The sequence below is a fragment of the Nocardia sp. NPDC003482 genome (genome assembly GCF_053588115.1).
In genome coordinates this window covers 122119-145448 of sequence record NZ_JBSFPI010000016.1, presented here as the reverse complement: position 1 = coordinate 145448, position 23330 = coordinate 122119, and the positions used below count along the sequence as shown (strand labels likewise).

Below are 23330 nucleotides of genomic sequence, written 5' to 3'. Positions count from 1 at the left end.
ACCACACCCGAACCACCGGCCGTCACGAACGCCCGCGCCAACGTCACCGCCCACGACAACGCCCAAACCATCCTCAACACACCCGAACCACCGGCCGTCACGAACGCCCGCGCCAACGTCACCGCCCACGACAACGCCCAAACCATCCTCAACACACCCGAACCACCGGCCGTGACCAACGCCCGCGCCAACGTCACCGCCCACGACAACGCGCAGAACGTTCTCAACACGCCCGAACCGGCCGATGTCGCCGCGGCCCGCGCGCGCCTGACGATCGACGAGCACGACCGCGCGCAGCACCTCCTGAACTCCCCGGAACCGGCCCCGATCACCAACGCGCGCAACAACATCGCCGATTTCGACCAGGCGCACGCCACCCTCGCCGCCCCCGAGCCCGCGGCGGTGACGAACGCCCGCGCCGCGCTCGCCTCGAATCCCGGCGACACCGGCGCCCGGAACATCGTCGATCAATACACGAACAACCGGGCCGCGGCCCAGACCGTGCACGATTCGCTGGGCCCCCGCATAGCCGATGACCGGGCCACCGTCACGGCCTACGACAACAACCGCGCCGCGGCACAGGCGACCGTGAACCGCCTCGGCCCCGGCATCGCCACCGACCGGGCCACCGCCGCCGCGGACGCCGGGAACCGAAGCGGTCCCCCACCCGGGCTCGACGCGGATCGCGCCACCGTGACCCGCCACGACAACAACCGCGCCGCGGCACAATCCACGGTCGACCAGCACCGGCCCACCATCGCCACCGACCGCGCCACCGTCACCCGGCACGACAACAACCGCGCCGCAGCACAATCCACGGTCGACCAGCACCGGCCCACCATCGCCACCGACCGCGCCACCGTCACCCAACACGACAACAACCGCGCCGCAGCACAGACCACGATCGACAACCACCGAGCCACCATCGCCGACGACCGCGCCACCGTGACCCGCCACGACAACAACCGCGCGGCGGCACAGACCACGATCGACAACCACCAGCCCACCATCGCCACCGACCGCGCCACGGTGAACCAGCACGACAACAGCCGCGCCACAGCACAATCCACCATCGACCGGCACGCCGCCGCGGTCGATCGCGCCGGGCTCACGATCCGCGAGCACGATCAGCGAGCGGCGATGGCGGCGATGCTGGCCCGGGCCGGTATCACCGACGCCGCGGCGCGGGCGGAACTCGCGGCCTTCGACAAGGGCAACCGATGGGAGCGGCAGCTCGAGGACGGCACCTTCTACAGCGGCCGCGTCCGGGCCCGCAAGATCAAACTGAGCGAGCTGATGCCCGATCCGTTCACCGCGGTGACCGCGCCGGGCGCGGACTTCTGGGCGGATCCGGTCAATGTGAAGCCGCCCGCCCTCGCGCTCGCCGACTCGAGCGGGAAGCGGGATCCGGCGCATACCGGCACGAGCGGCAACAGCTGGTGAGGAGGCGCGGATGAGCAACGAACAGCTCAGAAACGACATGTACACGGTGCTGGACGGGCTGCGCGACCAAATGAACGGCATCGCCGAGGCGCAGCGCCGCAAGAGCGAGATGTCCGCGCGGGCCTCGATCCACGACGGCCGGGTGGTGGTGACGGTCGACGGCGACGGCATCGTGACCGGGGTCGAGTTCTCCGATCGCATCGACGACCTCTCCGACGACGAGATCGCCGCCGCGGTCACCCAGGCCGCCCAGCAGGCCGCCGCCGAGATCGCGCGCCGGCTGCGAGACCTGGTGCGGCCCTTGCTCGATCGCCGCGCGCAGTGGCCCAAACTGTCCGACCTGCTGCCCGGCAGCCCGGACCTGCCCGAGCACATCCCCGGCCATTCCCGCGCGCCCACCAGCCCGCCCGACGCTCCCGACCGTGACCTGGACGCCCGCACAGCCGGTGATTTCCTGCGCGCGTCCCGGTCCGCGATCTCCGACGACGGCAGCCACTGATCCCCGCGCGAGAACGGCCCATCCCATGAACGAAGCCGACACCACCACCGACCCGCCGCCCGATATCGCCTTCACCCTCGGGGGTTTCGGCGGGCCGACCACGGACCGCGGCGCGGCGACACCGCCGGACGTCGAGGTCACGGTGTCGACGGAACGTCCCGTGCCGGTGCCGCCGGCACCGGATGCCGAGGTCACGGTCACCGTCGAGGAGCCCGATCCGGCCGCGCCGATCGATATCGACCGCTACGCGACCGGTCTCGGGCGAGCCATCGCGGACACCCTGCTGCCCGCGGCGCCGGTGGACTGGCGGCGGCTGGATGTGGCGTTCTCGGTCACCGTGCGGGCGATCGCGGCGGTCGCGTACTTCACCGACGACGTCGGCGAGGTCACCCCGGTCCCGGTGCCGCGGGAGGCCGGGGAGCTGGCGCAGTTGCTGCGCGAGGTGACCGTGCCGCTCGCGGGCCACGCCTGGTGGCGGGTGCTGCTGCACTGCGTGCGCGATGACTCGGAAGCGCTTGCGGCACAAGAGGATTCGATCATCGAGCTCGAATACGACTACGGCGCGGTCCCTTTCACCGGGGACGAACTGCACCCCCCGGAGGCGTACCGCGCGGACCTGGCGGCCTTCCCCCGCGCGCGGCTGCCGATCTGGCTGGCCGCCTACATCGACCACGCCGACCGGCAGTCCCGGCCGCCGCGGCGCGCGATCGTGCGGTCGCGCACCGACCGGAGCCGGGGAATCACGCCGGAGCCCGCGGGTCTCCCCGCGCCGGACCTGATCTGGGCTCGCTGGGCGACGATCTCCGCCGCGGCGGTCGCGATCGGCTCGGACGCCGGACCGCGCGTCCTCGGCTCGTCGGGAGTGTTCGAGGCCAGCAACGGCAGCGGATCCACGCTGCATCTGCTGACCGCCCGGCGGGCCGTGCTATCCGGCGGCGTCTGGGACGCACCGGAACTCGACGCCGCCTACAACGACGGCGCGGACCTGCCGGATCTCTACGCGGGCGCCCCGGAATGGCTGGCGAACCCGGTGCTCGACCAGCGGGTGACCACCGGGCTACTGACCTTCTGCTACTGGTGGGAGGGCGGGGGCTGGTTCCGCGGCCGCTCGCCGGAGCCCGCCGCGATCGGCGCGGCCATCCCCGGCCTGTGGACCCCCACGACCACCGCGGACGTGGTGTGCGCGGTCCTTGGCCCGCAGGCCGACCGCGACGCGGTGGTCGAGCTGGTCGCCGCGGCCGAAACCCGCACGGTCACAACGGATATGGTGCTCACAGCCCTCGACGTGACCGCCGAGGCCGATGTGGTGGGCGCGATGTACCAGTTCGCGCTCGCCGGACTGACGAACGAACTGTCCGAATAGATGGAGATACCACGATGGATCCACGCCGCTGCTGTGTTCTCGTACCGATCGGCGGCTACCTGGAACCCGAATGCGCGCGGGGCCTGAGCGAACTGGAACGACGCGGCTACACCGTGCGCACCATCACCGGCTACGCGGCCATCGACCAGGGCCGCAGCCAGATGGCCACCGACGCGCTGCTCGACGGCTTCGACGGGCTCATGTGGATCGACTCCGACATCGGCTTCGACCCCGACTCGGTGGATATGCTCCGCCACCACGATCTGCCCATCGTGTGCGGCATCTACGCCAAGAAGGGCGTGCGCGAGCTGGCCTGTCACATGCTGCCCGGCACCAAGCGCATCCTGTTCGGCGAGGGCGGCGGCCTGATGGAGATCAAATACGCCGCCACCGGCTTCCTGTTCACGCATCGCACCGTGTACGAGACCATGATCGAACACGAGGAACTCCCCATCTGCAACAAGCAGTTCGGCCGCGTCACGGTCCCCTACTTCCTCCCGCTGATCCAGCAGGACGGCGAGAACCACTGGTACCTCGGCGAGGACTACGCCTTCTGCGAACGCGCCCGCCGCAGCGGCTTCGACATCATGGCCGACACCCGCATCCGCCTCAACCACATCGGCCGCAAGGCCTACAGCTGGGAGGACGCGGGCAGCGAACTCCACCGGTACGCGACCTACAACTTCCAGTTGCAGCCGGAGCCCGATCCGGCCTGACGGCTCGGGATTCAGCGCACCGTGCGGAAGAACTCGCGGATATCGTCGACGAGGAGCTCCGGCTCCTCGAGCGCCGCGAAGTGACCGCCGCGATCGACGTCCACCCAGCGCGTGATGGTGTTGGACGGCTCGCAGTAGCGGCGGATGCAGACATCGTGGGCGAAGGCGATCACCCCGGTCGGCACACCGGAATTCGCCGGGGTCGCGCCCCACGGCGACGCCGAGGCGTAGCCGACGTAGGCGGCCGAGCCCGCGGTGCCGGTCAGCCAGTACAGCATGACATTGGACAGCAGACGGTTCCGGTCGATGATCTTGTCGGGCAACACGTTTCGCGGATGCGTCCACTCGCGGAACTTGTCCATGATCCAGGCCAGCTGTCCCACCGGCGAATCCATCAGACCGTAGGCCAGGGACTGCGGGCGGGTCGACTGAATCGCGATGTAGCCGAACTCCTCTCGCAGGAACGCATCGATCCGGCGCACCCGGTCGCGCTCCAGCTCGGTCAGCTCGTCGAGGTGATCCTTCGCCTCCGGCGGCGGCAGGTTCGGGCCGCCGTTGGTGTGCACGCCGATCACCTTGTCCGGGGCCGAGCGGGCGACCTCGGGGCTCACCGCGCCGCCGATATCGCCGCCCTGGGTGCCGTAGCGCTCGTAGCCCAGGCGCTCCATCAGCTTCGCCCACACCCGGCCGATACGCGCTCTGTCCCAACCGGTTTCGGCGACCGGGCCGGAGAATCCGAAACCCGGCAGCGAGGGAATCACCAGGTGGAAGGCGTCGGCCGGATCGCCGCCGTGCGCCCGGGGATCGGTCAGCGGACCGATGACGTCCAGGAATTCCACCACCGAGCCGGGCCAGCCGTGGGTCATGAGCAGCGGCACCGCGTCCGGCTCGGCGGAGCGGATGTGCAGGAAGAAGATGCGCTGCCCCTCGATCTCGGTGATGAACTGCGGGTAGCGGTTCAGCTCCGCCTCGGCGGCCCGCCAGTCGTAGTCGGTACGCCAGTGGTCGACCAGTTCGCGCAGCCAGTGCACGGGGACGCCGGTGTCCCAGTCGTCGCCGGGCAGCGGCGCGGGCAGGCGCGCGGCATCGAGCCGGGCCGTCAGGTCGTCGAGCTGTTCCTGCGGGATATCGATGCGGAAGGGAGTGATCTCGTCGCTCATGAGAATTACCGTAGGAACCACCTAGGACAGGTCCCGCCCTAGGTTGTCGGGCAGACTCGAATTCGTGTTGGAAACCTCCGCCCGCCTGCTCCGGCTGCTGTCACTGCTACAGACCCCGCGCGACTGGACCGGCGCGGAACTCGCCCGCCACCTCGACGTGGACGTGCGCACCGTGCGCCGCGACATCGAGAAGCTGCGCACCCTCGGCTATCCCGTGCACGCCGTCGCGGGCGCCGCCGGATACCGGCTGGGCGCGGGCGCGACACTGCCGCCGCTGCTGCTGGACGACGACGAGGCCATCGCGGTCGCCATGGGCCTGCGCACCGCGGCGGGCGGGACCATCGCGGGCATCGAGGAGAGTTCGCTGCGCGCGCTGGCCAAACTCGAACAGGTGCTGCCGTCGCGGCTGCGGCATCGCATGACCGCCCTCCAGGCGGCGACCGTCGCGGTCCCGGCGGGCGGGCCGCGGATCGATCCGGACACCCTCACCGCCATCGCCGCCGCCGTCCGCGAGCAGCACCGGCTGCGCTTCGACTACCGCACGCACACCGGCGAAACATCCAGGCGCACAACCGAACCGCATCGACTCGTGCACACCGGACGCCGCTGGTACCTGATCGGCTGGGATACCGACCGCGAGGATTGGCGCACCTACCGCGTCGACCGGCTGACCCCGCGCACACCCACCGGCCCGCGCTTCACACCGCGCGACGCGCCGGACGCCGCGGACTTCGTCGCGCACGCGGTGACCACCGCGCCCTACCGCTACCAGGCCCGCATCCTGCTGCACACCTCCGCGACCCTCGCCGCCGAACGGATCGCGCCGACCGTGGGCGTCCTCGAGGCTCGCGACGCGAAAACCTGTGTGCTGCATACGGGTGCGCACTCACTCGACGCCCTCGCGGCCTACCTGGCCGGTTTCGGATTCGAGTTCCGGGTGCTCGACCCGCCGGAGCTCAGCACGCGACTCCGCGAACTGGCCGCGCTCATGAACCGTGCGGCCGGGGCTTGATGTCGGACTCGAGGGAGTCGAGCCACTCGGTCACCGTGGTGACGTACCGCCGCGGGTCGTGTTCGTGCATGGAGTGCGGCATCTCGGGAAAGGCGCGGTAGGCGAAGCTGTTTCCCGTTCCCTCCACGAGTTCCTTGACCCGGGCGGCCTGAACGTCGTCGAGGGCGCCGAGGATATTGCCGCTCTCGGGGTCGACATAGTGGAAATGATGGGTGAGCAGGACGGGCACCTTCACCTGCCGCAGCATCGTGTCGTGGTCGCAGTTGAGGGTGGCTCGTCCGCTGACGAACGCGTCACCCCATTCGGGGTCGTACTCGCGGAGATTCTGCGGGATCCCGTCCGAGGGAGGACGGGATCCGGACATCCGCGCGAGCGCGGTGAGCATCCAGCCGGGGATCTCGCGAGGCAGGGCCGAGCGCATTCCGTCGTAGTCGCCGATACTCCACTGCGCGCCGAGCCATTTGTGCCAGAGCCGGAACATCGGCGCGACGCCCTGACGAATGGACGGGCCGACGGCGGGGCTGGCCTCGGAGGCGAACAGGGGCGAGTCCTCGAAGACAGCGGCGACGACCTGTCCCGGTGCGGCATAGGCCGACAGCCACGCGGCGATCGTTCCGCCCGAGGACAGGCCGCACACGATCGTCGGACGGCCGATCACCCGGTCGATGAACCGAACCAGGTCACCGCCGAAGATGTCGAGGCTGTACCGGCCGGGCGTCCACGTCGACCGCCCTTGGCCGCGCAGGTCGACGGCGTAGGCCTGGTAGCGGTCGGACAGCAGTCCCATCGCCGCCTCGTAGCTCCACCACGAGTCGGTCTGGGCGGGGATGAGCAGCATGGCCGGGGCGGACGGATCACCGGCCACCGCGTAGTTCATCCGAATCTCGCCGAGGTCGACGATGTGTTCGGCGTAGGCGTGGTCGACGAATATGTCCGAGTGGTCGTGCGCTTCGATCGGTGTCATGGCCGTGCTGCCTGTCGATTCGAGGGGTTGAGGCGTCCGTTGACGACACTGCCAAGCCAGGAACGATTAATCCAATAGAATGAACCGATTCATTGATCGTTCGTGGCGAATAGTAGGTGCGCGTGATGGGAGACGGCGGTGGAGCTGCGGCATCTGAGATACTTCGTCGCCGTGGCCGAGCAGCTGCATTTCGGACGAGCGGCGGAGCAGTTGTTCGTGACCCAGTCGACGTTGAGCGTGCAGATCCGCCAGCTCGAGGACGAGGTGGGCGGACCACTGTTCCTCCGCACCAGCCGGTCCGTCCAGCTCACCGATGCCGGTCGCCTCTTCCACGAGCAGGCCCGTCGCGTTCTGGAGCAGGCGGACCGGGCCCTGCGTTCGGCGCGCGAGTCCGTGCGCGGCGAATCCGGTTCCCTGCGAATCGGATTCTCCGGCTACGCCGCGTACAGCGGACTGCTGCCCACGGACCTGCGCGCCTTCCACGACCGACATCCCCGGGTCGAGATCGACGTGCGAGAGCTGTCACCCGGCGGCGTCGCGGACGAGTTGCGAAGAGGAACGATCGACCTCGGCTACACCCCCCACTTCGGCCCCGAGCACATCGAAGCACTCACACCACACCCCCGACGCCGCATACACATGGTGGCCGCACTACGCGATGACCACGACCTGGCCCGCAAACACCAACTCTCCCTGACGGATCTGACCGACGAGCGACTGATCCTGCCCGCCCCCCAAACCGGCACCACAACCCTCGCCGACCGAATCCGCCCCGCCCTCACATCCCTCCCCGAACCACGCCTCGTACCCACGACATTGTCCGTACTCACCCTCGCCTCAGCCGGCCACGGAATCGCCCTGGTCCCCGACGGCGCCCACCGCCTGGGCATCCCGGGCCTGACCTACCGCCCGATATCGGAGCCCCTGGACCTCGAGGTCGTCATCCTCACCAGACCGAACGACACCTCCGGCACGGTCAATGCGTACTTGGCGGACTTGAGCGACCTGACCTAGCGGTCGGCCATGTCGGGTACCTCCGATCTCGAGGTCTCCCCACAGATGCACAAGCCCTCTCGATGAGCTGATTCATCGTCCACCTTCGGACCGCCCCGCTGGCTCCTGGAGCGGCACGACCGCTCAACGCGCACAACGGGCGGACGCAACGCGGGTTGGGTCTCGGGTCTCGGGGCGAGGCAGTTCAGGTCCAGCACACCCATGTCGCGTGGTCGCGGGGATGGGCGAACGGACGGGAGTCGCCTGGTCCGTTCAGCGCGGGCAGGATCGCGAGTTCGGGATGGGTCCGCTCGAGGTCGCGCACGGTACTCGAACGCATCGCCGCCACCGATCGCTCGACCGCGAGGGCTGCGGCATCGATCGGATTGCGTACCAACTCGTTTCGGCGCAGATTCTGGTAGAAGCCCGCGGTGAAGGCCGCCGCGGCGGCGTCGCGAACCGGCCATTGAGGTGAGATGACCACGTGGGCGCCCGCGGCGAGGAACTCGTCCTGAATGCGGCGGGGCGGATAGGGCGCTTCGTGCCGGTACGCGGTGGGGCAGACGGTGAGCACGAGAATCGGTGGGATGCAGAGGTTCTCGTGCCGCGACGGGACTATCCAGGTGTCCGGCTCGAGACTCAGTGCGGGTCTTCGGTCGACTTCGCCACCATGAGCGGCGATGTGCAGGATCGGTGCACTCGTGTCCTCGTGGGGTTCGTCGTCCGAGGGCAGTACCTCTCGCACGATCAGGTCGGCGCCCAGGATGCGCCGCATCGTCGATCGTTCGATCTTCGAGCCGGGCAGTTGCGGATGGCGCGCGAACGAGGCCCTGACCATGATTCCGTTCGATTCGCGCGGGGCCTTCCTCGACGGCCGGGCCGTGGGCAGCGACCGTGACACGCGGTTCGTCACGGCATGGAACGGAAGGTCGAGCGCCGGGCCGGCCGCGATGGTCGGTGCCGAGATGTCGCTGTCCGCGAGCTCACCGAAAACGTTACGGCAGAACAGAATCGCGTTCTCGATATCGCCGGATGCGGGCCGGTCGGTGTCACCCGAGCGATAGCGATGCTGTAAACGGTCGCGTTCGACGCGCAATCGATCCCAGGTCAGCAGGGACGAGCGGGCGAGGATCCACCGATCGGCCGGGGCGCGACGCAGGACGACGCCCTCGGCGAGGCCGGGCAGCAACACGATGGCGGGGTCGAGGTCGTCGCATCCCGTGATGCTGAGCGCGGCGTCCGGATCACCGGCGACGGCCAGGAGCGCGGCCGCCTCGCAGCGTAGTTGCAGTCGCTGCGATTGGATCCGTAAATCCGTTGTGGCAGCGAGGTTTTCGATCACACTCAGGAGTACGGCGATGGCGTCCTTCGCGCGGTGGTAACGGACCAATGCGCGCGCGAAGCGGCGCGCCGCCCGAACGTACAGCGAGACATCGAGTTCCGCGGTATGGGCCAAGGCGCTCCGGAACAGCTGCTCGGCTTCGGGATCGAGGGTTCCGGCCGGACGATGGTGGAGTTCGAGTGCCGCGGCCAGCAGAATCTCGTGCTGCGGAATATCCCTGTCCGCGCTGTGGGGTTGGGCCTGCGACAGGCTCAACGCGCGGCGATACCATCTGATCGCCCTGCGCCATTCTCGCGGATCGTCCTCGAGGCGTGCTCTGTCTCGCAGGGCATTGGCGAGGTTGGCCACGAGCCGAGGCCGTTCCTGGGCACCCGGACGGGTCAGGCGAACGGCACGAGCCGAATACGTGATCGCCTCGGTCAGCAGGGTCTTGTCCTCGCCGTCGACCGATGTGCTGAGATCGTGCAGGCGCCGTAACGCGTGCCCGAGCGAAGTCAACCGTTTTTGTCGACGTACGGCACCGGTCGACGGCAACTCCACCGCGTGCCGGAAGGCATCCACCGCGTTGCGCACATGCTCGAGTGGCGCATCGACATGCTCGGCCAGCGACATGAGGGCGTTGGCGCGTGCCATCCACGGTCCGCCGCGAGCGGGATCGCCCAGGGGAGCGAACCGCAACGCCTGGTCGGCGGCCGCGACGGCGTTCTCGAGATCCGTGATCGAGCCCAGCGCGGCTCCGCGGGAGCGGTACGCGTTCGCCAGATTCTGCCAGCGGGTGGCCAGTTCGACGGCAGGGGTCGACAGCGGAATCTCCCCGGGCGCCGTGCAGTCGCTGCCATCCGGGTCGAGACCGGCCGCGGCTCGGTTGGCCCGCACCGAGATGTCCCACCACTGCATCCCCTGCGCGCGCTTCGCCAGGTTGCGCGCGATGATCGCCATGATGTTGTGGCGTCGGGCGATTGCTTCGGCCGGTGCTTGGTCGTCGGGCACCGCGAGTGCCGACTGTGCGTGCGCGGCAGCGGTTCTCAGTGTTCCGAGCGGATCCTCGGTCAGGGACATCTCGACGGTGAAGTCGAGATGGATGGCCAGCATGCTGTGTGCTCGGGCGCGGACTTCGGGCGCGATGTCGGGCGGCGCGTTCTCGATTCGCGCGACCAGACGATCGGCCGCCGTGATCCACTCGGTGAACCGCTCGAGCGAGTCGAGTGCGAGGCAGAAGTAGATCGCGGTCAACGCCTGCACCCGCACCGCCTGCGCCCAGTCCGGGGACTGGTTTTCGAGCCTCTGGTCCTCGGCCAGCTGCAGCCATGCCCGCGCGGACGCGAGACGTTGGGCGGCGGAGGCGGTTCGAGATGTTGCGGGGGTTGCCGCCGCCGCAGCCCGGGCCGCGTCCGTCGCCCACTCCGGGGCGCTCTCCATGATCGTCTCCGCGATCGATATCTCGGCGCGCGGTCCCCCTCGGTTCATCGCGAACCCCGTCTCGCTTCCAGTGGGCTTGCTACTCTCTGAGAATGTCCGACGGCCCTGATGAGCCGAACCCGCACCCGCAGTACGAATTCGAAGTATCCATCGATGCGCCCACGCCCGAGGGCTTTCCCGTGGTTCGGGTCGCCGCCACCGGCCCTGTCGAGGTGCGCGCGTTCTTCGGCTGGGTGATGAGCCGGTTGTCGGAGCCTGTGAACGGAACGGAGGCCGTCGATCCGGTGCGGCTGGCCGGAGACCCGGCCACGGCGCGACTCGTCGCCGCGGCGGACGCACGGTTGGCCGACATGTGGCGGACCATCTCCGAGAAGTACGGGATGCTCACCGCAACCGAGGTGGCTTCGGTGGCGCACCGATCGGAAGCGGCCGTCCAGGACTACCTGGACGAACTCGTCCGCGACGGCGGGTTGCTACGGCTGGCCGAACCAGCAGGAGACGGCGCCGGGGTGTTCCCGGGTTTCCAGTTCGATGTGGACGGCACTGTGCCACCGGTGGTTTCGCGCCTGATCGCGCGCCTGACCGCTGAATGGGACGCGCGGGAGGTGGTGCTGTGGATGGCCTCTCCCAACGGCTGGCTCGGCGGCCACGCGCCCGCGGATCTGCTTCTGACACGGCCGGATTCGGTCCTTTTGGCAGCCGACTACGCGGTGGCGGCGGAATGACCACACCCCGCGGGACCGGAGTAACGTCGGGCCTTCCCACCACCGGCGTCGTCCCGGCTCCTCCCGCCGGTTCGACTCTCACTCCGCTGATCGAAACCTGGCCGCAGGGGCGCGAGATGTATCGCGGGCACACCCGAGGCAGGAGCCCGCGTGAGTTCAACCCCGGAGTGGGCAAACCCGGCCGCTTCAGCTTCTTCGCCGATACCGGAGGCAAGACGGTCCCGATCCTTTACGCGGGCAATACCGTCGACGTCGCGATCGGTGAACGACTCTTCCACGATCTACCCCTCGGATCGGGTGCGGTCCTCGTGTCGAAGCAGTACCGGACAGTCGCCTACAGCCGCCTGGCTCCCCGCCGTCGACTGCGGTTGGCGAGTCTGCACGGAGATGGGTTGCGGCGGCTCGGACTTCGCAATCATCAGCTGATCGACACCGACGCGATCGACTATCCCGACACGGTGCAGTGGGCCGCCGCGCTCCATGCCCGCGCCGATCTCGCGCTCGACGGTCTGATCTGGATGAGCCGTCAGTTCAACACCGGGCAGGCGGTTGTGCTGTTCGGCGACCGGGTCGCAGCCTCCGACCTGGACGTCGACCCCGACGTGAACGACCGAAGTTTCTACCAGGGAGGCGGACTGGGCCTGCTGCTCGACGCCGCCGAGCGCGCCGGTATCCGAGTCGGCACTCCGTCGAGGTACCTGTCCTGACCTGGCTGTCCGCCGGATCCGCTTGCCGCCCAGCGCAGTTGCGCCCGGACGCCGCGAGGCCGCCGACCGGTATGGTCGGCGGCGAGCGAACGCCGAGGGGGTCAGCCCTTCTTACGGCAGTACCACGCGTAGGGATTGCCGGAATCGTGCAGGCCGGATACCGCTTGTGGTCCGTACTGGTGCTGGCATTGAGCGTCGATGTCGATATAGCCGGCATGGGTGTTGCCGTGGACGCATTCCCAACTGAACGCGCTGTTGGTGTCTCTGACGTGTGCGGTGGCGCCGTTATAGGTGCGCGAGCAGTAGTCGTTGAGATCCAGGCCGCCGAGGCTGGCGTCGGTGCTGGGGGTTTTGGCGTCGACCGCGGTCTCGTTCATCGCTTCGGACGCACCCGACACGCATCCCACGGCCGCGATGAAAAGACCTGTGCCCACGGCGATGACCGGAATCTCGACCTCTTCGAGGACGAATTCGGACTCCAGGACCAGTTCCATGGCTCCATGGGTCACACACCCGCCGATCGCGTCATTCACCTTGTCGGGCATGTCCTGCGGCGACCGAGGACCCGCATATTGAGGAATTCCCCATACGCTGCATCCGTCACCACGGGGGCCGCCCTTGGGTGTGAGCGCCTTCACCAGACACCTGCTGACCAGATAATCTCCCTTGGCCGGCGCCGCCTGCGCCGTTCGAGCTCCGCCGACGACGAGCGCGGTGAACATCGTCACCAGAACTGCCAGCATTACGGGCAGGATTCGTTTGCTGCGACACGTCATCGCATGACCCCATTCTGGATGGATTCGACCAGTCGATTTCTCTCGTGCCCCACCGAGCCGGACAAGAAGATACTTTCGAACTGATTTCTACCCCGCGTTCGAAGGCGGCGGTATCGGTCGTCGAATCGACAACCAGCTCCGTCGGGGTACGCACCGATCGGCGTGAGGCATCCCTCATCCAGCACGGAACATGTTCGACACGACATTGTTCGCTACGAACATGTTCGTTACGATCGTGTTCGTGAAGGAGCGTCGAGTTGTCCGTAGTCGCCGGGAGCGTCCCAGTAAGCCCGCGTTGACCCGGGACCGGGTGGTCGCCGCGGCGGTGGCGGTGCTGCGGTCGGAAGGGCTGGAGAAGGTGACGCTGCGTCGGCTGGCTACCGAGCTCGATACCGGCCCGGCGTCGCTGTATGTGTATTTCCGCAACGCGGCCGATCTGCATGCGGCGGTGCTGGACGAGTTGCTCGCCGGTGTCGATCTCGGTCCGGTCCGCGCGCGGGGGGATTGGCGTGATCGCCTCGAGGCGGTCCTGTCCTCCTACGTCGGCGTCCTGATGCAGTATCCGCCGTTGGCCCGGTCGGCCCTGCTGACCCGGCCGTCGGGGCCCTGCTACCTCGACCTCGTGGAAGCGGTCGTGGCGCTGCTCCGAGAGGGCGGGGTGGCGGCGGACCGGGCGGCATGGGCGGTTGATCTGCTGTTACAGGTCGCGACCGCCACGGGTGCCGAACAGGCCACCCGCCGAGAGAATCCCCAGGACGGCGACGAATGGGACGCGCTCGTCGCCGCGATCGAGAACGCCGACGCGGGCCGCTACCCGCAGGTCCGCGCCCTCGGACAGCTACTGCTGACCGGGCCGGGCACCGCCCGCCTGCGCTGGGGATTGTCGGTCCTGCTCAACGGAATTCCGGCCACCGCGTTACCGACGCCGGATCCGGCTTCACCACCCGAGCTCACCACCAGCGAAGGAGACCGATCATGAACGCGATCAACGAAACCGACGTGCCCGACCCGATCCCCGTACTCATCGTCGGCGGCAGCCTGGTCGGCCTGTCCGCCGCGGTGTTCCTGGCGTGGCGCGGCGTGCCGGTCGTGGTGGTCGAGAAGCACGCGGGCAGCTCGCCGCACCCTCGCGCGATCGGCTACACCACCCGCACCCTGGAGCTGTTCCGCCGTGTGGGCGTCGACGTACCCCCCTCGAGTCACAGCGGCCCGCCGCGCCGGGCACGCGTGGAGAGCCTGGCCGGGACGTGGATGGAGGAATACCCCTGGACGCCGGGCGGACGGGCGCGGGGACCGCGGGTCGTATACTCCCCGGTCGCGGCGACCGCGATCCCGCAGGACAAGCTGGAGCCGATCCTGCGCGCGCGGGCCCTCGAGCTGGGCGCCGAGTTGCGGACGAGCACCGAGTTGATCGGCTTCGTCCAGGACGAGGCAGGTGTCACCGCCACCCTGCGCCCTCGCGGCGACGACCACGAATACCAGCTCCGCGCCCGGTACATGATCGCCGCCGACGGCGCGACCAGCCCGGTGCGGGAGGCCCTCGGCATCACTCGCAGCGGTGCGGGTCTGCTGTCGGTGCAACGCAGCATCCTGTTCACCGCGCCGCTCGACGAGTACCTCGAACACGGTGTGGTGCAGTTCGAGATCGAGCAACCCGACTTCAAGGCGTTCCTGACCACCTACTCCGACGGCCGGTGGGTGCTGATGCTCAGCGGCGATGTCGACCGCTCCGAGGAGGAGCGGAAAGCGGTGGTGCGCAAGGCGATCGGCCGCGACGACATCCCCGTCGAGCTGATCACCAGCGGCCGTTGGGAATTGGCGGCCTTGATCGCCGACCGTTTCTCCTCGGGCCGAGTGTTCCTGGCAGGCGACGCCGCTCACCAACTGCCGCCCAACCGAGGCGGATTCGGTGCCAACACCGGCATCGACGACGTCGACAACCTGGCCTGGAAGCTCGCCGCGGTGCTCTCGGGTGAATCCGGACCGGCGCTGCTGAACACCTACGACGCCGAACGCCGCCCGATCGCCGAACTGCGCCACGAACAGATCTTCGCCCGCGCCGACTACAAGGCCTACCTCGACGGTCCCCGCAGTGAGGTGCCCGTCCTCGACGACGACGCGATCGAACTCGGCCAGCTCTACCGCTCCGACGCCGTGCTCGGCGCCGGCCCCGAGCTGCCGCGCGCGCAGCGTCCCGACCAGTGGTCCGGTCAGCCCGGCACCCGTGCTCCACACCTGGCCCTCACCGATCCCGACGGCAGCTCGACCCTGGACCTGTTCGGCCGTGACTGGGTCGTGATGTTCGAGGACGCCCGGTGGCGCGCGGCCGCCGACACCGCCGGCCGACAGCTCGACGTCGCGGTCCGGTCCGTCGAGATCGGCACCGATGTCGAAACACGGGACTCGGACGTCTTCGCCACCGCCTACGGCCTCTCCCACACCGGAGCCGCGCTGATCCGCCCCGACGGCTACATCGCCTGGCGCGCGGTCGCGATCCCCGAAGACCCCGCCGCGGCGCTGACCCAGGCCCTGGCACAGGTCGACCACACCACTCGCCGCCCCTCGCTGGCGAGGCTGGGATGATCAACCCTCGACCCGGAGGATTTCGTCAAGATTCCGAGGCTGTGCTGGAAACGTCTCCGGCGCAATCGATTCCGCGCTGTCGCCTGGCTCGACGGGCGACGGCCGCGTCACCGTACGCCGACCTCGCAGCCACCCGGATGACCGTCGGCGACATCGACCGCACCTCGGCCGATCATCCCCACCCCGTGCCGCTGCCGAAGCCCGCGGCCGTAACCCGCCTAATCTGGGCGGAATGACGGACAACCACCTCGGCGAGTTCCTGCGGGCACGACGGGCAATCGTGCGCCCGGAGCAGATCGGCCTGGTCTCCCGCGGCCACCGCCGGGTGGCCGGGCTGCGCCGGGAGGAAGTCGCCGAGGCGGCGGGTATGAGCGCCGATTACTACACCCATCTCGAACGCGGGCGTGAACGGCACCCTTCCGCCCAGATGCTCGACGCCCTGAGCCGGGCGCTTCTGCTCTCCGATGCGCTGCGGGAGCACTTGTTCCGGCTGGCGGGCGCCCTGCCCGCCACGCGCCCGGTGGAAACGATCGACCCGGTGTTGCGCGCGATGCTGGAAAACTACTCCGCCGCACCGGCTTTCGTGATGAACGCGGCGACCGACATCCTCGCGGCGAACGCCGTGGCCGACGGCTTCTTCTCGGCCTATCCGCGCCTGGACAATCTGGCGCGCATGACGTTCCTCGAGCCGGTCAGCCGGGATTTCTGCGTCGACTGGACCTGGACGTGTCAGGCGATGGTCGCGACCTTGCGGCAGGCTCGGGCGCGGTATCCGGAGGATCCGCGCCCGCAATGCGTGATCGACGAACTCCACACGGCCAGTGCGGAATTCGCCGAACTGTGGCGGTCCTACACCGTCTGCGCCGCGACCGGCGAGCCCCGCGAGTTCGTCCATCCGGAGGTCGGAGCACTGCGGCTGACCTACCAGTCCTTCGACGTGAGCGCGGCCCCGGGACAACGGCTGATGCTCTACCAGCCCGAACCCGGCCCGACCACCGACGCCCTCGCCCGATTGCGCCCCCGGTAGTTCCCGGCCGACGATCCTGGGTGTCACGCACCCGGGCACGGCGACGGGACAGGTGCTTACCCTGAGCTCGTGCCGACTCCGACCCACCCCCGTCCACGCGACCACATCCGGCGGCGCGCCCTCGCCTGGTGCCTCGCCACGGTGGCGCTGACCGCCGCCGTACCCGCCACCGCGCACGCCGAACCCGAGACCTGCGCGCCGACCCCCGCGACCACCGTCACCGCGGCGACCGTCCCGTATCTGGACTGGGCGGAGAACCTCGGCTTCGACGCCGACGGCGATCTGTGGGTTTCGCGGCTCTACCGCAACGAGGTGCAGCGCTACGACAAGGCGGGCCACGTCACCGCGACCGTGTCCGTCGACTCGCCGGGCGCGATCCGGCTCGGCCCCGATCGCCGGCTCTACGTCGTCTACGGCGACACATCGCTCAACCTGCTGCCCGGTGCGCACGGCAGCGGTGTGGTCCGCTTCGATCCCACCGCCGCCACGCCCGTCCCCGAGGTGTTCGTGGACGGACTCGCCATGGCCAACGGCGCCGCCTTCGACGACGACGGAAACCTCTACGTCGCCGACACCGGTTCGGGTGTCGTCCGCATCCGCCCGGACGCCACCATCGACACCGACTGGACCGCGCAGGCCAGAATGTCCGGACTCAACGGCCTTGCCGTGCAAGGGAATTCGGTCTACACTACCGCCTACCTGACCCCACACGGGCAGATCCTGCGCCTACCGATCGACGCGCCCGCCCACCCGAGCACGGTCGCGGACCTGAACCTGGCAGACGACCTCGCCGCCGCCCCCGACGGACCCCTGTACGCGGCCACCACCGCGGGCACCCTAGTCCGCATCGACGCCCCCACACACGGCACCTGCACCGTGCTGACCGGCGCCCCGCTCACGGCGGTCGCGATCTCTCCAGAACCGGACCACGACCTGATGATCGCCACCGGCACCGGCGACATCGTGCGCGTCCGCCGATGAGATCAGCAGATTCCCGCGGCGGGCGGTGCGTTACCGCACGAGGAGATGCCGGCGATCAGGTTCGACAGCAGAGCCGTCCCCGACCCCAGCCGGAAAATCGGTGTCCGATTCCAGCCAGCGAAGGACGGGTGCGGGCGCGCATGGTGAAGACATGCATCGGACAGTGGATTTGAAGGTTCTCTATTTCGGTACGCCGGTGGTGTTGATCAGCACCCGCAACGCGTCATCGATTCGACCAGGCCGATCGCGCCACGGCCCACACCGTGCGGGTCGTGCGCGCCCACGTGGCGGATTCCGCAGCCGGTGCGGTGACGCCAGCGGTGACGGAACCGCTGTGGGAGCCGACGCCCCCGATTATCCTGGAGCTGTAGAGATTTCAGGTCCGGCACCGGGAATTCCATGTCTTCCAGCGAGCCACCGCCCTGCGACCTGCAGGTCGACTTCCCCTTCGACTACGCCGCCCATCTCGCCGGCGCCCGCCGGGTGGGCACGCTGCCGCGGTCGGCGCTCGGCACGCCCGTCGCCGTCATCGGCGCGGGCGGCAGCGGCCTCACCGCCGCCTACGAATTGATGCGGATCGGTTGTCGCCCCGTGCTTTACGAGGCGGAGCGTGATCCCGGCGGACCGGGCGGTCGTCGGCTGGGCGGGCGGATGTACTCGCTGCGCGTCGCCCCGGCCGACAGCGCGGTCGTGGAACTGGGCTGCATGCGGTTCCCCAGTTCGGCCCGCCTGCTGCGCAAATACGTCGACGATTTCGGGCTGCCGTGGGAGCCGTGCCGCGACGGCTACGCCGCCGACATCACCCCCCGAACCGTCCTCGAGGTGGACGGCCGCCGACACGAGGTCGCGCGGATCACCGACCTCTACGACCGCGACCCCGAATTCGCCCATGCCCACCGGCAATGGCTGCGAGCCCTCGACCGGCTCGGCATCGCCGACCTCCGCCGCGCGGTCGCCGCCCGCGACCTGCCGGACATCCGCGCGCGGTGGGCGGACCTCGTCGCCCGCTACGAGCCGTGGACCTTCCACCGCTTCCTGCGCGACCCCGACGGATGCGGCCTCACCCACGACCAGACCGCGATACTCGGCGCCGCGGGCATCGGCCCCGGCCTCGCCGACAGCTTCTTCCACATCAGCTTCCTGGAATCCCTGCGCATGCTCCTCGCCGCCGCCGGCAGCACCGCGTACTTCTGCCCGCTCGGCATCAGCGAACTGGCCCAACGCTTCTGGACCCACCGCACCGACGACCCGACGGGCCGCACGGTCAGCCTCGAACAACTCCACGACGGCCGGTTGCGCCCCGCGGTTTCCGCCATGACGGTCGACGCCGATCCCCGCCGCGGCGTCGTCGTCCGCGACACCGATGGCATCGAAACCCGGTACGCCGCAGCCATATTCACGCCACAACTCCATCTCCTGGAAACGAACGTGGAACTGTCCGGCACCCCCTTCGGCCCCCGCGTATGGCGCGCGATCCGCCGCATCAGCTATTGGCAGGCCGCGAAAACCGCTCTCCTGCTTCGAGATCCGTGCTGGCAGGGCACCTCCCTGGACGGCGTCACCCTCACCGACCGCCTCCCCCGCGCCGCCTACACCTTCGAATACGGTCCGCCCCACGCCCCCGGCGGCCGAACCGCGGTCCTCGAACTCGGCTACGCCTGGGGCCCCGACGCCATGAAACTCGCCGCCTCCGACACCGCCGAACGCAAACGCCTCCTCCTCCGCGACCTGACCCACGCCCACCCCGACCTGCCCACCGATGTCCAAAACGACCTGCACGACGCCGAACCGGTCACCATCTCCTGGGAGAACCAACGCAACTTCCGCGGCCTCTGCCGCCTGTCCCGCCCCGGCGAATACCCCTACCAACAAGACCTGTTCCGCCACTTCCTGAAAGACTTCCCCGGCTCCCCCACCATCCCCGGCGAACCCCCCAACGCCCTGTTCCTCGCGGGCGACGACACAGCCTGGTCCCCCGGCTGGCTGGACCACGCCCTGGCCTCGGGAGTAAACGCAGCATGGGGTGTGACCCGCTTCCTGGGCGGCACCCACGAACCGGACAACCCGGGTCCGGGCGATATGTGGATGGCCCAGGCGTGAGACGGCCCGAAATCATTGCCGCCGTTCATGGTCAGCGGCTCGTCCGCCTTTACCTCCCGACTCCGTCGTCAGATAGGCCGTCGAGAGCAGGCGATCTTATTTTTCAACCGTCGACAACATCAGGCGCCAGAGGGTTTCTCGAAAGATAATCAAAAATATCGGATGGAAGCAACATCGAATCCGTGAGCTTCTTGGTTATCGAAGCTTGAAGAGTAGCTGCTGTCCCAGTAGGTAGTGAAGAAATTTCTTCCCATGCATTCTGAACTCGTCTGGCCAGATTCCTGATATCGATCAACGTAACCAGGTGCATGTGTCTTTCTGGCGACCACTCCGCGTCAGGATGGACCGCAACTTTTGGCGATGCTATGACAGTAATGCTCTTCTCGGGCACGGCCACACCCCGATCCCCGGCAAGATCTCGAAGTTGAGTATTGACCTGGCGGATTTCTTTGTGAGCGATTAGCCCGGTCTCTTTGTGCTCGCTTTTGGCATCAATAGCTATCCACTGAGCATTACCCCAGAGCCAAGCAGAGTCCGTCCTACCTTCACCCGGGGGCTTGAAAGATTCCGCACCGAGCATCATACCCAGGAGTGTGAGCCCCTCCTCGAATACTTGAAATTCTATCTGTGCCAACTTTCCAACACAGTCGGCCATTACCGACATATTTTTGGTTTTGTCTCGCTCCATCAATCTCTTTACGATTTTCTCGATACCGATTTCATCCGCATCCGAGAGGCGAACAGGTTCCACCGTCTGCACAACCTCACGCGTCCACGGCGCGTTCTTCGAAGTTTCTCTCGCCTTTTCTATCGAGTCTCTTCTCGATTTATTCCACGGCGCTTCGCCGAATTGGACAACGTCAGCGATTTGCCAATTCCAATTCAAGATGTGCCAGAATGCCTGAAATGTATCAGTATTACTGACGGCTTCTAGTTTTGCTATAACCTTCAGCGCCTCTCTCGAGGCTATCTCCCAAGATCCGTCCCAAGCGTATCGAGCTGACCGCACCTCATGCGCTACCGCTGCTCGCAGATCCTTCTCGGTGGGGGCGGGCGGCGCCGCCACATTGGCTGCGATCAGCTCTTTCAATATAGGTTCGGCGTTGTCCAGCCACTCATCCGTCTGCAAAAGAAATGCCTCAACATTTTCCATTGCATTACGAGAATCACCAGCCTTCGAATTTTCGAGTCCGAAACTCAACTCCGCCGATAGGCTGGCATCGAGTCGGCCTCCTACCTGCTCGCGGGCGATATAGGTAACCAGCTCATCGTCATAGACGACTACAACTGCGCGATCTCCTGGTCCCCGAGTGCACCGACCTGTCGCTTGCGTGAAGCGAGTTCGGATCCTCTCACTCAAAGGTCCACTCACCCGCGCCCGTTCCAGAAGATAGCGCTCATGCAGATTTGCCTGCCCCGGTCGCCGAGACAGGATCACCATCCGACATTGTTCACCCGGCAAGTCGATGCCATCGTAACGGCTGGCTAGGGGTAGAGTGCCCGCCTGGGCAGCAGCAAATCTGTCCAGGACATCGTTTGTGAGCACGTCGTCCGGCTCCAGAAATTTCGCGTATCCCGTAAACGAATCGGCAATCTTGTGTGCCGTCTTTCCGTCTGGGGCAATAATCACAGCCTTCTTGGCTTTGTCAAGGATCGCTCTCGTAAGCGACAACCCGCCGGACTCCCCTACCAACGTCGGGAATACAAAGAATCTTCGAGCAGGCTGAGGAGCAACCGCACCGTGTGGCATTTTGAGCCGATCGATCTTCGGGACCCCGAACGATCGTTCCAGTTCTCCAGAGGAACCCAGCGTGGCTGACAGATAAATTCTCTGTTCAGCCTCCGAGAACACATGATTAGTATGGGTCGGCGGAATATAAGGTCGAACCAGAACTTCGCCGGGAGCAACATATACCAGACATGCCCCCAGGCCATTCATGATCATTTTTGCGCTGTATCTCGAAGAATTTCCAGCCTCCTGCGCTATCCGCGCAACCACTGCCGTAAGATTGGCCTTGGTGGATGGATTCTGCTGAGGAAGAACTAAACGAACCTGATTGTTTCCACCAGCTGTCCGCCAATTCTTGCACAGCTCGTAATAAATCCCGTCGAGGGACGGCCTCAACGCATCTATGAGTAAGCCGTAATTGCTGGCCGTCCTCACGTCGAAGCCGTGAGCCGTCAGCGAATAAGCCCCGGCGACATACTGCTCCGCGGTGTGAGCGTCATCGAACACTACAGTTGCCGGGTTTTCGAGTTTCGGATCGGTGTTGAAAATACTGCTATAAGTAGTTACGGCGATGGAATTGGCGGAAAAATAGTTCTGTGCTGCCACCGGATCCCAATCAGACCTCTTTCCTACAAGGAGCGAAGTGCCGATACCCTCGGTAGCGGCAACTTTTGCCACCTTTTCGGCAAGCTGCTTCGTCGGGCACGCATACACAACTGGACGTCGTTTGGTTCGGCGATTCCACTCTGCTAGTAGCAATCCAGGAAGAGTCTTTCCGGTCCCTGTCGGTAGGCTGATGGCCAGCTCGCGCACCTCGGAATAGTTGCTTTCATATGATCGGAGAATATCCGATTGTTGAGTCCAAAGGCCTTGAGATGCACCCGGCCGACGCACAAGTCCTGCATAAAGTTCGAGAATTGATGCAGGAGGATATTCATCTTTCTTAGGCTTCACGAAGGCCATACTCTGTCAATCCAATCCATATCAACCAAACCCCGCTGAGATCTTGGTCCGCGCCGTGACAGTTCAGTATGCGTACCTCAGCTTTCTGCGAATCATATTCGCTACATCATCTCCTACCGGACCCTACCAAATGGCTGCGTGCGCTGTCCTTGCGAAACGAATGGTTTGAGGAACTGTTTCATTCGGCGGCAGGATCAGAGGTGCGGTAGTAGAGTCCGACGACCCTACGACTGACGCTGGGTGATGAGTTCCAACGGCATACGCAACGTCGACCCGGCCGTGTCGATGGATCAGAAATCCTGAGAGGACCATCATGGGTTCGGGCGGTCAGCCGACGGAATGCAGGCCCACCAGCCGTCACCACGTTTGTCAACGGCGAAGCCGACTTCCCCCGCCACAGCCACTTCCCGCGGGAGTCATGCTCCATCTGAATCTGATGGCGACCCCGCGAGGCGGCGGCATCGGTGCCTGACATCGTCCATCGGTGCCACAACGCTTTTCGATCCCCTGCGGAGTCGGCTGGCGACGGAACCGCGTGCTACGTCGAGCAATACGAAGTTTGGCCCCGACACCCGACCAGCAGGCGGTTCTCACCTAGACACCCACGGTCCACATGCGGAGCCTCGGACGGCTCGAGCGCGATACGCCGTGCCGTCTGCTCGCTCGACGCTCACGCCCGTCCCCCTGCGGGGAGATCAACGCGTCGATCGCGGCACCGTCGAAGTTGTTGAACGTACAGGTCCCGCCACGGCAGCTCATCGACAGAGGAAATTCTCGCCACCTCGGCAATTTTCAAGGCGTGCCCACAGTTCGCCGTTCCGCCAACAA

General features: G+C 67.0%; 18 protein-coding genes. 13 read left to right on the top strand and 5 right to left on the bottom strand.

Going from position 1 to position 23330, the window contains the following annotated elements:
- From ACWDSJ_RS24780 to ACWDSJ_RS24765, 4 genes are all read left to right on the top strand, one after another.
- A partial coding sequence (locus ACWDSJ_RS24780; RefSeq protein ID WP_450034582.1) for a hypothetical protein occupies positions 1 to 1443 on the top strand: 1443 nt, incomplete at its 5' end.
- A gap of 10 nt (positions 1444 to 1453) precedes the next feature.
- Positions 1454 to 1942 carry a YbaB/EbfC family nucleoid-associated protein gene (locus ACWDSJ_RS24775; protein WP_450034580.1) on the top strand — a complete coding sequence of 163 codons (489 nt, stop codon included), beginning with the start codon at positions 1454 to 1456 and terminating at the stop codon, positions 1940 to 1942.
- Positions 1943 to 1967: 25 nt separating this feature from the next.
- Complete coding sequence (locus tag ACWDSJ_RS24770) at positions 1968 to 3305, top strand: hypothetical protein (protein WP_450034579.1); 1338 nt, start codon at positions 1968 to 1970, stop codon at positions 3303 to 3305.
- A gap of 14 nt (positions 3306 to 3319) precedes the next feature.
- Positions 3320 to 4021 carry a hypothetical protein gene (locus ACWDSJ_RS24765; protein ID WP_450034578.1) on the top strand — a complete coding sequence of 234 codons (702 nt, stop codon included), beginning with the start codon at positions 3320 to 3322 and terminating at the stop codon, positions 4019 to 4021.
- Between the two features lie 11 nt (positions 4022 to 4032).
- Here ACWDSJ_RS24765 and ACWDSJ_RS24760 read toward each other — a convergent pair whose 3' ends face one another.
- Complete coding sequence (locus ACWDSJ_RS24760; protein ID WP_450034576.1) at positions 4033 to 5181, bottom strand: epoxide hydrolase family protein; 1149 nt, start codon at positions 5179 to 5181, stop codon at positions 4033 to 4035.
- 64 nt (positions 5182 to 5245) lie between these two features.
- Here ACWDSJ_RS24760 and ACWDSJ_RS24755 point away from each other — a divergent pair, with 64 nt between their 5' ends.
- Positions 5246 to 6193: a helix-turn-helix transcriptional regulator gene (locus tag ACWDSJ_RS24755; protein WP_450034575.1), complete on the top strand. Its 948-nt coding sequence runs from the start codon at positions 5246 to 5248 to the stop codon at positions 6191 to 6193.
- On the opposite strand, the gene ACWDSJ_RS24750 is transcribed toward ACWDSJ_RS24755, so the two are convergent.
- A complete protein-coding gene (locus ACWDSJ_RS24750) occupies positions 6168 to 7157 on the bottom strand; it encodes an alpha/beta fold hydrolase (protein ID WP_450034574.1) in 990 nt (329 codons plus the stop codon). The two genes, ACWDSJ_RS24755 and ACWDSJ_RS24750, sit on opposite strands and share 26 nt — an antisense overlap.
- Positions 7158 to 7295: 138 nt before the next feature.
- Between ACWDSJ_RS24750 and ACWDSJ_RS24745 the strand changes: the two genes are divergently transcribed.
- A complete protein-coding gene (locus tag ACWDSJ_RS24745; RefSeq protein WP_450034573.1) occupies positions 7296 to 8171 on the top strand; it encodes a LysR family transcriptional regulator in 876 nt (291 codons plus the stop codon).
- Positions 8172 to 8355: 184 nt separating this feature from the next.
- Here ACWDSJ_RS24745 and ACWDSJ_RS24740 read toward each other — a convergent pair whose 3' ends face one another.
- Positions 8356 to 10959 (bottom strand): CHAT domain-containing protein, encoded by a 2604-nt coding sequence (locus tag ACWDSJ_RS24740; RefSeq protein ID WP_450034571.1) that lies wholly within the window; start codon positions 10957 to 10959, stop codon positions 8356 to 8358.
- A gap of 44 nt (positions 10960 to 11003) precedes the next feature.
- On the opposite strand from ACWDSJ_RS24740, the gene ACWDSJ_RS24735 reads away from it, so the two are divergent.
- Positions 11004 to 11636, top strand: coding sequence for a hypothetical protein (locus tag ACWDSJ_RS24735; RefSeq protein ID WP_450034569.1), 633 nt, complete (start codon positions 11004 to 11006; stop codon positions 11634 to 11636).
- Positions 11633 to 12343 carry an RES family NAD+ phosphorylase gene (locus ACWDSJ_RS24730; RefSeq protein ID WP_450034568.1) on the top strand — a complete coding sequence of 237 codons (711 nt, stop codon included), beginning with the start codon at positions 11633 to 11635 and terminating at the stop codon, positions 12341 to 12343. The genes ACWDSJ_RS24735 and ACWDSJ_RS24730 overlap by 4 nt, the downstream gene beginning before the upstream one ends.
- 101 nt (positions 12344 to 12444) lie before the next feature.
- On the opposite strand, the gene ACWDSJ_RS24725 is transcribed toward ACWDSJ_RS24730, so the two are convergent.
- Positions 12445 to 13086, bottom strand: a complete 642-nt coding sequence (locus ACWDSJ_RS24725) for a hypothetical protein (RefSeq protein WP_450034566.1) — start codon at positions 13084 to 13086, stop codon at positions 12445 to 12447.
- A 274-nt stretch (positions 13087 to 13360) separates the two neighbouring features.
- Between ACWDSJ_RS24725 and ACWDSJ_RS24720 the strand changes: the two genes are divergently transcribed.
- From ACWDSJ_RS24720 to ACWDSJ_RS24700, 5 genes are all read left to right on the top strand, one after another.
- Positions 13361 to 14098, top strand: coding sequence for a TetR/AcrR family transcriptional regulator (locus tag ACWDSJ_RS24720; protein WP_450034564.1), 738 nt, complete (start codon positions 13361 to 13363; stop codon positions 14096 to 14098).
- Positions 14095 to 15702, top strand: a complete 1608-nt coding sequence (locus ACWDSJ_RS24715; RefSeq protein WP_450034562.1) for an FAD-dependent monooxygenase — start codon at positions 14095 to 14097, stop codon at positions 15700 to 15702. Before ACWDSJ_RS24720 ends, ACWDSJ_RS24715 begins: the two co-directional genes overlap by 4 nt.
- Positions 15703 to 15934: 232 nt before the next feature.
- Positions 15935 to 16729 (top strand): helix-turn-helix transcriptional regulator, encoded by a 795-nt coding sequence (locus tag ACWDSJ_RS24710; protein ID WP_450034560.1) that lies wholly within the window; start codon positions 15935 to 15937, stop codon positions 16727 to 16729.
- A gap of 69 nt (positions 16730 to 16798) precedes the next feature.
- On the top strand, positions 16799 to 17710 hold the full coding sequence (locus ACWDSJ_RS24705; protein WP_450034558.1) for an SMP-30/gluconolactonase/LRE family protein: 912 nt from the start codon (positions 16799 to 16801) through the stop codon (positions 17708 to 17710).
- Between the two features lie 399 nt (positions 17711 to 18109).
- A complete protein-coding gene (locus ACWDSJ_RS24700; RefSeq protein WP_450034556.1) occupies positions 18110 to 19810 on the top strand; it encodes a flavin monoamine oxidase family protein in 1701 nt (566 codons plus the stop codon).
- A 103-nt stretch (positions 19811 to 19913) separates the two neighbouring features.
- Here the strand turns inward: ACWDSJ_RS24700 and ACWDSJ_RS24695 are convergent, their stop codons facing one another.
- On the bottom strand, positions 19914 to 22502 hold the full coding sequence (locus ACWDSJ_RS24695; protein WP_450034554.1) for a DEAD/DEAH box helicase: 2589 nt from the start codon (positions 22500 to 22502) through the stop codon (positions 19914 to 19916).
- Positions 22503 to 23330: the final 828 nt, after the last annotated feature.

What these genes read in the sequence shown, in the direction of transcription:
- ACWDSJ_RS24775 (WP_450034580.1), top strand. Translation starts at nt 1,454, where the DNA reads ATGAGCAACGAACAGCTCAGAAACGACATGTACACGGTGCTGGACGGG.
- ACWDSJ_RS24770 (WP_450034579.1), top strand. Translation starts at nt 1,968, where the DNA reads ATGAACGAAGCCGACACCACCACCGACCCGCCGCCCGATATCGCCTTC.
- ACWDSJ_RS24765 (WP_450034578.1), top strand. Translation starts at nt 3,320, where the DNA reads ATGGATCCACGCCGCTGCTGTGTTCTCGTACCGATCGGCGGCTACCTG.
- ACWDSJ_RS24760 (WP_450034576.1), bottom strand. Translation starts at nt 5,181, where the DNA reads ATGAGCGACGAGATCACTCCCTTCCGCATCGATATCCCGCAGGAACAG.
- ACWDSJ_RS24750 (WP_450034574.1), bottom strand. Translation starts at nt 7,157, where the DNA reads ATGACACCGATCGAAGCGCACGACCACTCGGACATATTCGTCGACCAC.
- ACWDSJ_RS24740 (WP_450034571.1), bottom strand. Translation starts at nt 10,959, where the DNA reads ATGAACCGAGGGGGACCGCGCGCCGAGATATCGATCGCGGAGACGATC.
- ACWDSJ_RS24735 (WP_450034569.1), top strand. Translation starts at nt 11,004, where the DNA reads ATGTCCGACGGCCCTGATGAGCCGAACCCGCACCCGCAGTACGAATTC.
- ACWDSJ_RS24730 (WP_450034568.1), top strand. Translation starts at nt 11,633, where the DNA reads ATGACCACACCCCGCGGGACCGGAGTAACGTCGGGCCTTCCCACCACC.
- ACWDSJ_RS24725 (WP_450034566.1), bottom strand. Translation starts at nt 13,086, where the DNA reads ATGCTGGCAGTTCTGGTGACGATGTTCACCGCGCTCGTCGTCGGCGGA.
- ACWDSJ_RS24715 (WP_450034562.1), top strand. Translation starts at nt 14,095, where the DNA reads ATGAACGCGATCAACGAAACCGACGTGCCCGACCCGATCCCCGTACTC.
- ACWDSJ_RS24710 (WP_450034560.1), top strand. Translation starts at nt 15,935, where the DNA reads ATGACGGACAACCACCTCGGCGAGTTCCTGCGGGCACGACGGGCAATC.
- ACWDSJ_RS24700 (WP_450034556.1), top strand. Translation starts at nt 18,110, where the DNA reads ATGTCTTCCAGCGAGCCACCGCCCTGCGACCTGCAGGTCGACTTCCCC.
- ACWDSJ_RS24695 (WP_450034554.1), bottom strand. Translation starts at nt 22,502, where the DNA reads ATGGCCTTCGTGAAGCCTAAGAAAGATGAATATCCTCCTGCATCAATT.